This is a genomic window from Methanimicrococcus hongohii (genome assembly GCF_032594095.1).
GTDB lineage: Archaea > Halobacteriota > Methanosarcinia > Methanosarcinales > Methanosarcinaceae > Methanimicrococcus > Methanimicrococcus hongohii.
In genome coordinates this window covers 666963-680296 of the sequence record NZ_CP131059.1, presented here as the reverse complement: position 1 = coordinate 680296, position 13334 = coordinate 666963, and the positions used below count along the sequence as shown (strand labels likewise).

18 protein-coding genes and 1 pseudogene are annotated in these 13334 nt (G+C 41.7%); 15 read left to right on the top strand and 4 right to left on the bottom strand.

Annotated elements, in window-relative coordinates:
• Nucleotides 1–122: 122 nt before the first annotated feature.
• The 6 genes from MmiHf6_RS03145 (at nucleotide 123) to psmA (ending at nucleotide 4571) form a co-directional block, all read left to right on the top strand.
• Nucleotides 123–563, top strand: a complete 441-nt coding sequence (locus tag MmiHf6_RS03145; RefSeq protein WP_316558254.1) for a hypothetical protein — start codon at nucleotides 123–125, stop codon at nucleotides 561–563.
• Nucleotides 564–783: 220 nt separating this feature from the next.
• Complete coding sequence (locus MmiHf6_RS03140; protein WP_316558253.1) at nucleotides 784–1374, top strand: 50S ribosomal protein L15e; 591 nt, start codon at nucleotides 784–786, stop codon at nucleotides 1372–1374.
• Nucleotides 1375–1830, top strand: coding sequence for an RNA-binding domain-containing protein (locus tag MmiHf6_RS03135; protein WP_316558252.1), 456 nt, complete (start codon nucleotides 1375–1377; stop codon nucleotides 1828–1830). It begins immediately after the preceding gene.
• Nucleotides 1817–2773 carry an RNase P subunit p30 family protein gene (locus tag MmiHf6_RS03130; RefSeq protein ID WP_316558251.1) on the top strand — a complete coding sequence of 319 codons (957 nt, stop codon included), beginning with the start codon at nucleotides 1817–1819 and terminating at the stop codon, nucleotides 2771–2773. The genes MmiHf6_RS03135 and MmiHf6_RS03130 overlap by 14 nt, the downstream gene beginning before the upstream one ends.
• 417 nt (nucleotides 2774–3190) lie before the next feature.
• Nucleotides 3191–3532 carry an Rpp14/Pop5 family protein gene (locus tag MmiHf6_RS03125; protein ID WP_316558250.1) on the top strand — a complete coding sequence of 114 codons (342 nt, stop codon included), beginning with the start codon at nucleotides 3191–3193 and terminating at the stop codon, nucleotides 3530–3532.
• A 250-nt stretch (nucleotides 3533–3782) separates the two neighbouring features.
• Nucleotides 3783–4571: an archaeal proteasome endopeptidase complex subunit alpha gene (gene psmA / locus MmiHf6_RS03120; RefSeq protein ID WP_420891312.1), complete on the top strand. Its 789-nt coding sequence runs from the start codon at nucleotides 3783–3785 to the stop codon at nucleotides 4569–4571.
• Nucleotides 4572–4693: 122 nt separating this feature from the next.
• Here psmA and MmiHf6_RS03115 read toward each other — a convergent pair whose 3' ends face one another.
• A complete protein-coding gene (locus MmiHf6_RS03115) occupies nucleotides 4694–4939 on the bottom strand; it encodes a hypothetical protein (protein ID WP_316558249.1) in 246 nt (81 codons plus the stop codon).
• A complete protein-coding gene (locus MmiHf6_RS03110; protein ID WP_316558248.1) occupies nucleotides 4923–5069 on the bottom strand; it encodes a hypothetical protein in 147 nt (48 codons plus the stop codon). The genes MmiHf6_RS03115 and MmiHf6_RS03110 overlap by 17 nt, the downstream gene beginning before the upstream one ends.
• 403 nt (nucleotides 5070–5472) lie before the next feature.
• Between MmiHf6_RS03110 and MmiHf6_RS03105 the strand changes: the two genes are divergently transcribed.
• Nucleotides 5473–6189 carry a ribosome assembly factor SBDS gene (locus MmiHf6_RS03105; RefSeq protein ID WP_316558247.1) on the top strand — a complete coding sequence of 239 codons (717 nt, stop codon included), beginning with the start codon at nucleotides 5473–5475 and terminating at the stop codon, nucleotides 6187–6189.
• 100 nt (nucleotides 6190–6289) lie between these two features.
• Here the strand turns inward: MmiHf6_RS03105 and MmiHf6_RS03100 are convergent, their stop codons facing one another.
• Complete coding sequence (locus tag MmiHf6_RS03100; protein ID WP_316558246.1) at nucleotides 6290–6499, bottom strand: hypothetical protein; 210 nt, start codon at nucleotides 6497–6499, stop codon at nucleotides 6290–6292.
• The gene (locus MmiHf6_RS03095; protein ID WP_316558245.1) at nucleotides 6489–7175 is read right to left on the bottom strand and encodes an ADP-ribosyltransferase; all 687 of its coding nucleotides are present in this window, start codon (nucleotides 7173–7175) and stop codon (nucleotides 6489–6491) included. The genes MmiHf6_RS03100 and MmiHf6_RS03095 overlap by 11 nt, the downstream gene beginning before the upstream one ends.
• A 222-nt stretch (nucleotides 7176–7397) precedes the next feature.
• On the opposite strand from MmiHf6_RS03095, the pseudogene rrp4 reads away from it, so the two are divergent.
• The 8 genes and pseudogenes from rrp4 to MmiHf6_RS03055 form a co-directional block, all read left to right on the top strand.
• Nucleotides 7398–8147: pseudogene (gene rrp4 / locus MmiHf6_RS03090) on the top strand (exosome complex RNA-binding protein Rrp4); the annotation flags it as partial.
• Nucleotides 8148–8632: 485 nt separating this feature from the next.
• Complete coding sequence (rrp41, locus tag MmiHf6_RS03085) at nucleotides 8633–9964, top strand: exosome complex exonuclease Rrp41 (RefSeq protein ID WP_316558243.1); 1332 nt, start codon at nucleotides 8633–8635, stop codon at nucleotides 9962–9964.
• Nucleotides 9961–10761: an exosome complex protein Rrp42 gene (rrp42, locus tag MmiHf6_RS03080; protein ID WP_316558642.1), complete on the top strand. Its 801-nt coding sequence runs from the start codon at nucleotides 9961–9963 to the stop codon at nucleotides 10759–10761. The genes rrp41 and rrp42 overlap by 4 nt, the downstream gene beginning before the upstream one ends.
• A gap of 174 nt (nucleotides 10762–10935) precedes the next feature.
• The gene (locus MmiHf6_RS03075; protein ID WP_316558242.1) at nucleotides 10936–11268 is read left to right on the top strand and encodes a 50S ribosomal protein L37ae; all 333 of its coding nucleotides are present in this window, start codon (nucleotides 10936–10938) and stop codon (nucleotides 11266–11268) included.
• Between the two features lie 176 nt (nucleotides 11269–11444).
• A complete protein-coding gene (locus tag MmiHf6_RS03070; RefSeq protein WP_133516650.1) occupies nucleotides 11445–11582 on the top strand; it encodes a DNA-directed RNA polymerase subunit P in 138 nt (45 codons plus the stop codon).
• A gap of 2 nt (nucleotides 11583–11584) precedes the next feature.
• A complete protein-coding gene (locus MmiHf6_RS03065; RefSeq protein ID WP_316558241.1) occupies nucleotides 11585–12277 on the top strand; it encodes a Brix domain-containing protein in 693 nt (230 codons plus the stop codon).
• A gap of 9 nt (nucleotides 12278–12286) precedes the next feature.
• Nucleotides 12287–12532 carry a KEOPS complex subunit Pcc1 gene (locus MmiHf6_RS03060; protein WP_316558240.1) on the top strand — a complete coding sequence of 82 codons (246 nt, stop codon included), beginning with the start codon at nucleotides 12287–12289 and terminating at the stop codon, nucleotides 12530–12532.
• Nucleotides 12533–12837: 305 nt separating this feature from the next.
• Nucleotides 12838–13296, top strand: a complete 459-nt coding sequence (locus MmiHf6_RS03055; protein WP_316558239.1) for a hypothetical protein — start codon at nucleotides 12838–12840, stop codon at nucleotides 13294–13296.
• The last annotated feature ends 38 nt before the right edge of the window (nucleotides 13297–13334 follow it).

Sequence of the window (13334 nt, the reverse complement as noted above, 5' to 3'; positions counted from 1 at the left end):
AAAGTTAAATTGAATTTAAAATAATTGAAAGTTAAATTGAATTTAAAATAATTGAAAGTTAAATTGAATCGAAATAATTTATCACATTTCGAAATCTAAAATTAATGACGGAGGTCACATCAATGAATGATTTTGTCAATCCGAGCAATTTTAATCATGAATCAAATCATAAAAATGAAAACAAATCAAAAAGCGAAAATAATCTGCTGAATATTTTAAAAAGTTTCATCACGGTTATTGTTTATTTCGTTGCCGTCTTCTATACTTGTTATTTTATTTCTTTCGTTTCTATTTACTTTTCCATGATGATTTATGATTTTTCCAATCCTGAATTATTTACTATGGTTGCGGGTATGCTTATTTATTTAATAATCGGCGGAATCGAATTCCACAGAGCTTTCAGAGGAAAATGGACGCTTGTGACATTTGTTCTTTTCATTCCGATAATTGCAGGAGCTATTTTAAAAGGAATTCTGCACGGTACAAAAAAAATTCAATTTGACATTCGGCCACCGCAGTTTTATAAATTTATTACCGAAATTTCACAAGTTATCATTCGCTGATTCTTGTTTTTATTTTTTTCATTTTATTTTTCATCTTCATCTTAATTAATAGGACTAAACTTCTATCGTTTCAATTTTATCGTTTCTCTTTTCTTTTAAAAACCTTTAAATGCAATGAACTGATATGTCCCATGTTTCATTTCGGGATCCGTCCCGTTGGAATGTGGCTGCAAAAAACATGCGGCTGAACCGTGAAACTGTAATAATTTGGTGAAACAAAATGGTAAAATCTTACTACGGATACGTTAGGGACGCCTGGAAAAAACCGGAAGAGACCTACGTGGATGAACTCAGATGGGAACGCCTCCAAGTTTGGAGAAAAGAAGGTTCCGTCACAAGAATCGAAAGACCGACAAGAATCGACCGTGCCAGATCACTCGGCTACAAAGCCAAGCAGGGCATCATCGTCACACGTGTCAAAGTCAGACGCGGCGGTCTCAGAAAACCGAGATACATTCGCGGAAGACGTACACACAACATGGGTATGAACAAAATTACCGCAGGCAAAAGCATCCAGAGAATCTGTGAAGAACGTGCCGGACGCAAATATCCGAACATGGAAGTTCTCAACTCTTACTGGGTTGCTCAAGACGGTAAATTCAAGTGGTACGAAGTTATTCTCGTCGACCCGAGCCACCCTGTGATTCAGAGCGACAAACGCCTGAACTGGATCTGCAACCCCGCAAACCGTGGCAGAGCACAGCGCGGTCTGACCAGCGCCGGCAAGAAAGGCAGAGGTTTGATGGTCCGCGGAAACGGTTCTGAAAAGAACAGACCGAGCCTTCGCGCACACATGAACAGAGGAAAGTGATTGATTCATCATATCAATTTTCGCGTCATCGCGCACGCGACAGAAGATTTGTCCGGAGTCGACTCGGCTCTGGACTTTTTTTTGGCACCTTGCCTGTCTCCCAAAGAAGATCTTTGCGATCTGAAAGAGACGATCGAGACCGAAGGGCACTTCGGAAATCCGATCCATGTCAAAACCGCCGTTTTAAAGAAAAAAGGCGCCTGTTCTAAATTCGTTCAATTTTTCAAAGAAAATATCAGCGAAGAAGACTTAGAAACGCTGAGAGAACAAATGCCCGAGCGCTTGGACGACGAGCTGAATTTTTACATGCGTTTTTCAAAGCAGGCAGCAGCCGCCGGAAAACTCAAATTTACAGAATCATCTGACGCCGTTTTCGTTCGCGTCAAAATCGAAACCTATCCGAAATCATGGGAAAAAGCAGGTCCCATCGTGGAGGAATTGTTTGGCCGCAAATAATTCAATCGATTCCGATTCAGAATCTTGTTTTGACTCCGATTCTGAGAATTGTTTAGATTCCGGTTCCAAGCTTTGTTCAAACTCCGATTCTAAGCATAAACGTTATTTTGATTATGTGTCCGTTGACTTTATCGAAGATATTTGTTCAAAAGCGGCAGCAGAACTCGCCCCCGAAGATTTCTTTTTGTTTACGGAGCATGTTAATTTATTTTTCAAAAAATTCGGAATAACGGACGTGATTCTTTTCAAAAGAAACGGTAAATCCGATTCCGGTTATTCTCAGGTATGCAAATCACTTTTTGAATCCGAACAATCCGTTCGATATTATAAAGGCGTTGAAATTGAAGCCGAAAATGAAAACACGCTTTATTCCGCCGTTCGAAAAGAAAGGCCGAATGTCAATTTTATTGCCGTTCGCTCGGCGGATGAAAAAGTGATTCGCGCCGCCGCCGAATCTCTTGATGTTGATTTGGTGATTCCCGTTTCTTATTCCGCGGGTAAAATCTATAACGGCATCATGAGCAACATGTATGTCAATGTCGGCCAAATCAATCATATCGTTGCAAAAATTGCAAAGGATAAAAAAACCGCTTTCGGGTTTGACATTTATCCGTTTTTACAAACCAAAGGCTATCGGAGAAGCAAAATATTGGCGGATTCCATGGATATGATTCCGATTCTTCAAAAATATAAGGTTCCCGTTTTATTATTCAGCGGCGCCGGCTCTTTTTATGACGCGCGCGGACCGTACGAATGCGAAGCTTTCGGAAGTTTTCTCGGATTGAATCGGGAAGAAGCCGCAGCGGCAGTTTCTGCTCATCCTTCTCAAATGATTGAATTGCGCAAAAAACGGCAATCCGGAAAACTTGTTATGACCGGCGTTGAAATTGTTGAAAATGACGAAAATAATGAAAATGAAGAAAATGACAAAAATGACGAATGATTTCCTTGAATTCTTTTGTTTGAACGATATTGACTGAATTTTATTGGCTGAATGATATTGATTGACTTCTTTTTTTGTCTTTTCCATTTTTTTTGTTCTGTTTGAGTTCGTTTAGTTTTTGGTTGTATTTGTTTGAGTTTGTTTGATTTTGTTTATTTTGATTGTTTATTTTTGTTTGATTTTGTTTGATTTTGTTTGACTTTGTTTAATTTTGTTTATTTTTGTTTTATACCTTCGATATATCGGTATATTTATAAACTACAAATGTTATTCACTTTTTACAGTATGAAACAAGATTCATCACATTCATTGTGAAAAACGGAGTTTTGAGTCGATACGGATTATCGGCTTTGAACAAAATTCTTAAATCCTCTTATGTTCCTTTATCTGTATTATTTTTAAAACAGGTGTATTCATTTGGAACCGCTCTTACCGTCACTTCGAAATCGAAAAAGATATATTGCCGTTGAAGTCATCAGTGACGCTCCCGTTCAAAGAAACGCTTTCATCGCGTCTGTTTCTCAAACGGGCTGCGCTGTTTTAGGCGATGTCGGCTTTGCCGGCTGCGGCATTTCTGTTCTCGGATTTGAAAACAATGTCGGGATCATTAAATGCAAACACACTTCCGTAACACAAGCAATCGGCGTTTTGGCGTTTATGACAATGATTGACGGACAAAAAGTGATTGTTCAAACATTGGGCGTTTCGGGAACCGTCAAAGGAGCGGAAACGAAATTTCTTCAAAAAAGAGGAAACTGACAGAGCTGACAGAACTGACCGAACCGATAACTTGTATAATTTTATCAGTATTGTCAATTATTGTCAATTATTATCGGTTTTATTCGGCTGCCGTTTTCACAACTTTCCGAATCTTTATATTGTTTGATTCGTATAAAATCACAGATTCAGATTTATTTTTAAATACTTGATTTAACTTTAAAAATAAAAATTAATTCAATTTAACAAACAGAATTTAATAAAAACAAAACAAAAACAGGAGTTTTAAATCATGAAAGATATGGCCCCTCAAATGTATGACCGCGCAAGCACTGTCTTTTCTCCGGACGGCCGCCTTTATCAGGTGGAATACGCCCGAGAAGCAGTTAAGAGAGGAACAACCGCTGTCGGTATCAAGGTCAAAGAAGGCGTTGTCTTATTGGTGGACAAGCGCGTTTCCAGCCGCTTGATTGAATCCAATTCGATTGAGAAAATTTTCCAAATTGATGATCATATCGGCGCTGCCACTTCCGGTCTTGTCGCCGACGCCCGTGCATTGATCGACCGCGCCCGCGTTGAAGCGCAGGTCAACCGCGTTTCTTACGACGAACCCATCGGCGTTGAAGTGATTTCCAAGAAAATCTGCGACCACAAACAGACTTTCACGCAATACGGCGGCACTCGCCCTTACGGCACATCCTTGCTGATCGCAGGTGTTGAAGACAACACGCCGCGCCTTTTCGAAACTGATCCGAGCGGCGCTCTTTTGGAATACAAAGCAACCGCAATCGGTGCAGGCCGCGTGCCCGTCATTGAAGTTTTTGAAACCGATTATGATGAAGATATGTCTTTGGACGATGCGATTTTGCTCGGCGTCGAAGCGCTTCACAAAGCCGCAGACGGCAAATTCAAGCCCGAAACGCTTGAAGTCGGAATCATTCCCGTCGACGGCGCGGATTTCAGAAAATTGACAACGGGAGAAGTCAAAGTTTATGCCGACAAAATTTCAGAGAAATATCCGAAAACGGAAGAAGAATCAGAAGGCAGTTCTGCCTCAAAGGAAGAAGACCTCGATATTTAATCGAGTCTTTCATTTTCTTTTTCATTTTCTTTTTTATTCTTTTTCATTTCTCTCTCATCGGTTTTCATTATTTTTCAATCAGTTTGATTCAATTTTTGTTTTTGATTTGAAAATTCCACGGTTCAATTTTTGATTTTTTTTTGTAAAATTTGTGCGGCTCGCGCGGCGGCGGGCAGCTGCTGCGGCTGCCGGCAGCGGCAGAGCGCAAACCTGATTGCAGGCGGAAACAGAAACCTGTAGGTAGCAGCGGAAACAGAAACCTCCCTCCCACTGCAAACAAACACCTTCTTCCCGCTGCAACCCGAAATTTTGTGAGCGAAGCGAGTAAAATTTAATGCAAACGGATTACGATTAAAGAGCAGATACACGCGGCAATACAAACCTGATTGGCAGCAGCAGTAAAAGACAGTTGCAGAAACGGCAATTGTATGAAGTCGAAAGCAGTTGAAACAGCTGACTGATTTTAGTTTTTATTTTCGTACGGGAAAGAATCTCCAACTCCTTCTTTCCTCCGCTTACGCTCCGGAAACGCGTCGTTGGAGGTGGCGGTATTTTGTCTATTAATTCAAATTATTTCGATTGAAACATCGTCTTTTATCAAAATTTTCAAAAACGGAACGCCTTCTTTTCAATAAAATCTAAAAATTAAATTTAGGGTTTTATCGGGCGTTCAAGTTCACCGATTTCTTAAAATTGGATGTTTAGGTTTCGATTCTAAAAACAAACAAAAACGCAGTACAAGTTTGAAAATCAATTGAAAAATGGAGCAATTCGCGCGCGCAGACGGCTGCAAAATTCCAAAACTGATTATTTTCCAAAATCAATCTGAAATTTAAAAAATACCGAAACGCTTTAAACGAAGTCATCCTAAGTATTATAAAAATATCAGGATTTGATTTTCATGGTTTCACTTGACGATGCCGTTACGGCTCATATTAAAAAAGGAAGCAAAGAGTTTGAAATTCTCGTTGACCCCGAGCTTGCTCTCGCTTATAAGCGCGGAGAAGAAATCAATATCGCCGACGTTTTAGCGGTTGAAACGATTTTTGAAAACGCGAGCCGCGGCGACAAAATTGCCGACTCCGACCTTGTTTCAACATTTCAAACGGACGACGTTTTGCAAATCGCTTCCGTCATCTTAAAAGACGGTGAAATTCAGCTGACAAAAGAACAGCGCAAACGCTTCCTCGAAGAAAAAAGAAGGGCAGTTGTTACATTTATCGCGCAAAACGGCGTCAATCCTCAAACAATGGCGCCGCATCCGCCGCAGCGAATCGAAATTGCGATGGAAGAAGCCAAAGTCAACATCGACCCGATGAAAAGCGTTGACGAGCTCGTTCAAATCACGATGAAAGCGATTCGCCCGCTTCTGCCGATCCGCTTTGAAGAAGTCAGCGTCGCCGTCAGAATCCCGCCGCTGTATGCGCCGAAAGCGTACGGTGATATTTCCGGTTTCGGAAAAATATTGAAAAACGAATGGCAGGGAGACGGCTCATGGATTGCCGTTGTCAGAATTCCCGCCGGCATGCAGACAGACTTTTACGCGCTGCTGAATCACATAACAAAAGGAGAGGCGGAAACGAAATTGATAAAAGATGATGCGCCTGCAAAGAAATGATCATCATTTGATTACATTTTTAATTTTTTTCAATTTCTTTTCTCGACTTTTTTCTTTCAACTTTTTATTATTTTCTTTATTTTTTCTATCTATTCTTATTTTATTTTTGAGCATATCTATACAAAACGTTTTCACCTTCTTCATATTGTGTTCCGTCCAAACGGCGATTCATTTTCAATCTTTGAATTTGCCGTTCTAAGTCTTCATCCATTCGTTCAATCATTTTTTCAGTTTCTTCAAGTTCTTTCGGTGTCAGCTCAGGGGCTTTCCCGACGTAAGTAAATATTTCTTCAAAAGATTCATACCACATATGACTCATCCTCTTTAACTCTGATTTTGTATACTGTTACTTCTATATCTTCATCTATTAAATAAATTTTATCCTGTTTGATTATTCTATATGGGGAATTCCTCGGGCGCAGCATTTCATTTTCTGCTCTGTCAATATACAGCGCATTTGCACCCTTTTCTAATTCTAATTGAAAAATTATCGGATTTTTAACATTTGTATATTCCAATGCTTTGTTTATGTCTAATGTGAAACTTCCAAACCCGTAGTCGATATATGATTCTCCGACTTCCGAGTTTTTCAGCCAATCAATATTATTTACGCCTCTGTACAGAGTATAATCCTTGTCTGTTTTGCTTTTTTGAATTGCGCTGTCAATATTCTGAATATTAAAACCCACCAATTCTTTTTCCTCTGCTGACAACAATTTATAAAATTCAAAATTGCGGCAGCATGAATTTATAACATAACACCAAGGCTTTCCCTCCCAATTATTCGGAACGAAAAAACTCCATCTTTTCTTTTGCGTATTCCAAAAATGTACATCCTGGTAGTTTCCGATACAAACTTTTTCCATTGCTGTCAAATCTTTTCGATCTGTGTATGGTATGAGATAAGTTGTATACTCCTGCAGGAGTTCGGGTCTTTCAGCAATAATGTCTGCTGAAATTGTATTCATTCCGATGTATTTGCTCATATTAGGCTTGTAATTTTTTTACACATTTAATGTGACCGTTTTTTTCAAAAACGATAGATTTAAATCCTAAATAAAATCCGGATGAAAAATGTTCAATAAAAAAGTTATTTCGTTTTTTAATCCAAAAAATGAAGGCAGAATAAAAAATAAAATTGAATTTAAAGAAAGACTATAAAAATGATTAAAACGTACGATATAAAACTCAATCAGTAAGAGGATAGAATGGACAAAAAGAGAATTGTGATACCCGGAGAATTGCTGTCCGATGACACGGCAATGTCGGGTCCCGGAACGTATATTTCCGGCGGAAAAGTCTACGCATCCGTATGCGGACTTCTGGCCCAGAAAGGAAAACTTTCTGTTCACCCGCTTTCCGGCCCTTATATGCCGAAGAAAAATGATCTTATCATCGGTTATGTGACAGTCGTCACGTCATCGAATTGGATTTTTGATATTAATTGCCCTTATGAAGGACTTTTGCACGTCATGGAATATCCGCAGCGTGTCCCTTCCGAAGAAATGACCGAACATTTCAACATCGGTGATACTGTTTTGCTGAAAGTGGCGGATGTCAATTCTGAAATGAAAGTCGAATTGACATACAAAGACCCCGTTTGCAGAAAGCTGACGAGAGGACGTCTTGTCGAAGTGCCTTATTCTAAAGTGTCACGAATTATCGGACGCTCCGGCGCCATGATTTCAATGCTCAAATCCAAAACCGGCTGCGACATTTTTGTCGGCGGCAACGGACGCATTTGGATGAACGGCGATTCATTTGATATGGATGTTTTAATGAAAGCTTTGGAAAAAATCGAAACAGACGCCCGCCTCCCGGGACTCACCGATTTAACAGCCGCTTTTATTGACGAACAATACGAAGCTGCCGGACGCGAAGCGCACGATGACGCAAAGCGAAAACCCGCCGCAGCCGATAAAAAAACCAAATTAAAATCCGCTGCAAAAGATGAAACGGTCAATGAAGCGGCAGCTGCGCCATTGATCGAATCTTCCGAAGCCGAATTGAAATCTCTTCCGAGAAAATCAAGAGCGTCTCAAGAAAAGAAAAGGAAATCCGCGGAATCTGAAAAAGAATCTGATGGATCTGAATCCGAATCCGGCGATGACAATTTAATTCCGGCTGTCGGCAAATCAGTCGTTGTCGGAAATTCCGTTGAAAACGCCGCTGTCGGTTTTGATTTCATTCAAAATGAATCAACTGCGCCGGCCGGATCCGTTGTGAAAAAGCAGCCTGCTGCAAGACCGCGTTTAACGCAGCCCGAAGCATACAGGCAGGAAAACTGCACCTGTTTTAAAAGCGTCTTCTTTATACACCCGCCCGTTCACGAAGGAAATAAATCGGACAGATAAATAAAATCAATCGAAATTTTAAATTAAAATAAAATTAAGAACGGGAAATTAATTATTATATTATTATATTTATTCTTGGAGAAATTGAAATGAGTTCAAACCAAACCGACGTGGTTTTTTTTGATGAAAACGGTCTTCGAACAGACCAGAGAAAGCCCGACGAAATCCGCCCGATGAAAATTAAAATCGGTGTCCTGTCGCGCGCAAACGGCTCCTGCTATTTAGAATGGGGCGGAAACAAAGTGATTGCAGCCGTTTACGGTCCCCGCGAAGCGCACCCGCGCCGCATGCAGTTAGCCGGAAAAGCAGTCATCCGATACAGATACAATATGCAGTCTTTCTCCGTGGAAGACCGCGCCAGACCCGGACCCAGCCGCCGCAGCAGTGAAATTTCAAAAGTCAGCCGCGAAGCCTTTGAGCCGGTTCTTTTCGCAGAAGATTATCCCAAAGCCGCAATTGATATTTTCGTTGAAGTTCTTCAGGCCGATGCCGGAACAAGAACGGCTGCAATCAACGCCGCTTCACTTGCGCTTGTCGATGCAGGCATTCCGATGCGCGGATTGGTTTCCGCCTGCGCTGCCGGTAAAGTCGGCGGTAAAATCGTTTTGGACTTAAACAAGCCCGAAGACAATTACGGCGAAGCTGATTTGCCGATTGCGATGACGGAAGACGGCAAAATTACATTGATTCAAATGGACGGTCATTTAACGCCGTCCGAATTCGAAGAAGCGATGGCGCTTGTTCAGCAAGGCTGCCGTCAGGTTCTTGAAATTCAGAAAGCAGCGCTTTTGGAAAAGTTCGCGTCCGTTATGGATGACGAGGAAGACGAAGTCGTTGTTGAGGAAGAAGTCGAAGAAGACGTTGTTGAAGAAGAAGTCGAAGAAGACGTTGTTGAAGAAGATGTTGAGGACGACGCCGAAAATGATGAAAACGGCGAATTCGCAAATGATGCCGAAGATGTTGATGAAAGCGATTTTAATGAAATCAATGAAGATGAGATTGACGCTTTCGTTGCGGAAGTTTCACAGCGCCTCGCAAAAGACGTATCCGCAATCATCCGCAGCTACGAATCCGGCACTCTCGATCTTGATGAAGATGACGCCGATTTGGATATCATTGTCATTGATGAAGATGAAATCAATCCCGAAGATTTAAAAGAAATCGAAAAATTCGTCGCCGATTTTGATGACGAAGAAGATGATAACGCAGAAGACGATGACGAGAATGAAAATGAGGATGAAGATGACGGCGAGGACGATGACGACGACGGCGAAACAGACATCTTTGTCATTGATGCCGACGATCTTGACGATGATTCGGAAGATGAAGACGAAGTCGTTGATGCCGAATCCGATGAAGAAAGTGACGAGGACGAAGGAGAGATTGAATACGATGATGAAGATGAAGGCGAGGAGGACTGAATATGCCTAACGAAATACTTTCCGCTTTAAAGAAGGATTACATTCACAATTTAATTGTTGAAGGCAAGCGCGCCGACGGCCGCAGCTTCACAGAAATGCGCGACATTTCCGTTAAAACACATGTCATTGACAAGGCGGAAGGCTCCGCTTACGTCAAATACGGCGAAACAAAAGTTTTGGTCGGCATCAAATTGCAGAAAGGATCTCCTTTTCCCGACTCTCCGAATTCGGGCATTATCATGACGGGCATGGAGTTAAATCCGCTCGCGTCTCCCGACTTTGAAGCTGGGCCGCCGAGAGAAGAGTCCATTGAAATGTCCAGAATCGTTGACCGCGGCATCCGTGAGTCACATTCCATCGACTTGGAAAAGCTGTGCATCAAAGAAGGCGAGCTTGTCTGGATGGTTTTTGTTGATATCAGCATCATTAACGATGCCGGAAATCTTGTTGACGCGTCATGTCTTGCTTCCATTGCCGCTTTGATGACAACAATCGTTCCGGCGGACGAGGCGAACGGTTTTGAATCCATTCCGCTTCCGATGCAGAACATTCCGGTCGGCGTTACCGTTGTCAGCATCGACAACACGCTCATTTTGGATCCGACATTGGATGAAGGAACTGTCTGCGACACCAAGCTCATGATAATTACCGAGCAGGACGGCGCGCTTTCCGGCATGCAGAAGAGCGGGGCGGAACCTTTGCTTCCCGAGAGAGTCATTGAAATGGTCAATCTCGCCAGGGAGAAGGGAGCCGAAATAAGGGAAAGATATTTATCTAATCTTTCTATAAGAGGTTGAATCTTGTTTTAAACATTTCAACCTTTTTGATTCAAACGAGACGGCTGATCCGGTTTCATGATTTTATTTCATGATTCGGTTTCATGAATTTCGGCCGATTTCATCTTTTGAGTCATTCAAGTTTAAATTTTCAAAATTACATGCGCTTCGGCGCTTCAATTTAGGTGAAACACTATGGTTAGAAAAAACTCACGCAAAGGTAAAGTTTCCAGATCTGCCGGCAGATTTGGTGTCAGATACGGCAGAAGAGACAGAAAGCTCGTCGCCGATCTTGAAGGACGTACAAGAGGCCCGCACTCCTGTACAAAATGCGATCTTCCGTCTGTTCGAAGAATCGGCACAGGCATCTGGGAATGCAAGAAATGCGGCTTCAAATTCGCAGGCGGCACATACATTCCGCAGACCGCGGTCGGCAAAACCTTCCAGAACACAATGAAGAATGCGCTTTCCGACAGCTCCATGAAATATCACTATGATTTCTTGGATGAAGAAGAAGACGAAGAATAATGAAACAGAGGCTGTGAGAGCCATATCTGTTTCTTCTTTCTTTTTATTATTTTTCGATATCAATATTCATTTTGTATTGAAATTGATTTGTATCGACATTAATTTTATATGTTGAATTATCTAAATTGAATCTAAATTATAATTCGACTTTCCAGAGAATTAAAAAGGTGACTTATTTGTCTTATTATTGTTCCCACTGCAAGAGAGAAATCGACATCGACTATGAAAACGCAGGTGTCCGCTGTCTCTACTGCGGTCACAGAATTCTTGTTAAAAAACGTCCGGCAACCATTAAAAGAATTAAGGCCGAGTAATAATGATGCTGCTGACGTCTTCTCGAAAACCCTCTTTTAAAACCAAAATTTTATGCAAAAAGCTGGCACTTTTTTTTGATGCCGCTTATATGACGCGCGGTAAAATGCCGCTGTCGGAGGTTTTGGAGCAGGGCAGCGGAGCCGTCTTGTGCATCGTCGGGGAATATCACGGAAACCCCGGCAGTCTTTCTTTTTACGATCCGTCGGGTCATTTGTTTTTATCGCTTCGTTTTTCGGAAACTTCTTTTGATCCTGTTCCGCAGGCTGAACTTCGCTACGGCGAGCGTATTTTCTACGGCGCCGAGTCTTCCGAGATTTTTAATTTGCTGAGCATGTTTATGATCGAAGACAAAGGTTTGTCTGTGCCGCCGGATTCGCTGATTGAATTGTTCAAGAATAATAAAAATAAAAAAGATAAACGAGATAAAACGGATACAACAGATAAAACAACGGATACAACAGATAAAACGGATAAAACAGATTCTGCGCCGCAAAGCGCGACAGAGGTTTCTGCTGAAGTTCCTGCAAAAGTTCGCGCGATTCCTTGGGTTTTCAAAGGTGATTCCAAACCCAAACCCAACGCCGCTTACGTTCGCCGTCTTTATGTGACGGATGACCGTTTGGATTTTTATTCTAATGACCGTTTATTTTTAAGACTTTATGTCAAAGGCATTAAGTCTGATGTCAGCAACTGAGGCGATTGTATGAAAGCGCAAGCCCGTTTTTCATTGACATCGGAAACGCCGGAGCTGATTTCCGACATTTATCAAAGTCTTTTGCCTGAAACGAATGAATCCATTTCTGACCGCTCCGCCGTTTCTCTTTTCTTAAAAGAAGGCGGGCTTGTTTTGGAAATCCAAAGCAACGATATTATTTCACTGCGCTCGGCGCTGAACACTTGGATGCGCCTGATCCAAACGGCGTATGACGTGGCATCGGCTGCCGATTGATCGTGTTTTCTGTTTGCAGCTGCGGCAGCGCGCGCGAGCTGTGCCATTTTTTCTAATATTTTCAATTTTGTTCCTCGTTTTATTTAATTTCGGGATAAAACCTAAACATCAAATTTTCAAAATCGGTGAACCTGGACGCCCGATAAAACCCTAAATAAATGTTTTAAATTTATTGAAAAGACGGCGTTCCGTTTTTGAAGAAAATGATTGAAAGACGATGTTTCAATCGATTTAAAATTTGAATTAAAAAATTAGGCTCCGCCCCCGCAAGTTGAGTTTCCGAAGCGGAGCGGAGGAAACGAGACTTGGCGGATTTTTCCCATACGAAACGAAACAATCAAAAACCGTTGATTATGGATTCCTTTCCTGTGCCGGAAAAGTGCTTCTTGCAACTGTCTTTTAGTGTTGCTGCTGCCAATCGGGTTTGTGTTGCCGCTGCCAATCAGATTTGCATTGCTGCTTGTCTCTGCTCTTTTTTAAGAAATCTGTTGGCATTAAATTTTGCTCGCTTCGCTCACAAAATTTCGGGTTCCGGCGGAAAGAAGATGTTTGTTTGCAGCGGGAGGGAGGTTTCTGTTCCCGCCGCTACCTGCAGGTTTCCGTTGCTGCCGACACGCAGTCTGCCGGCAGCCGCAGCAGCTGCCGCCGCCCGTCGCGCGCGAACCGCACAAATTTTCAAGCAACTCAAACAAAAATGCCCAACGTTTTTGAAAAACAAAATGAATGAAACAAAAGAATCGATTAAAAAACAAACAAGAAAGTAAAAACAAATAAAAACCAAACAAAAAAAGCAAAACCAAAC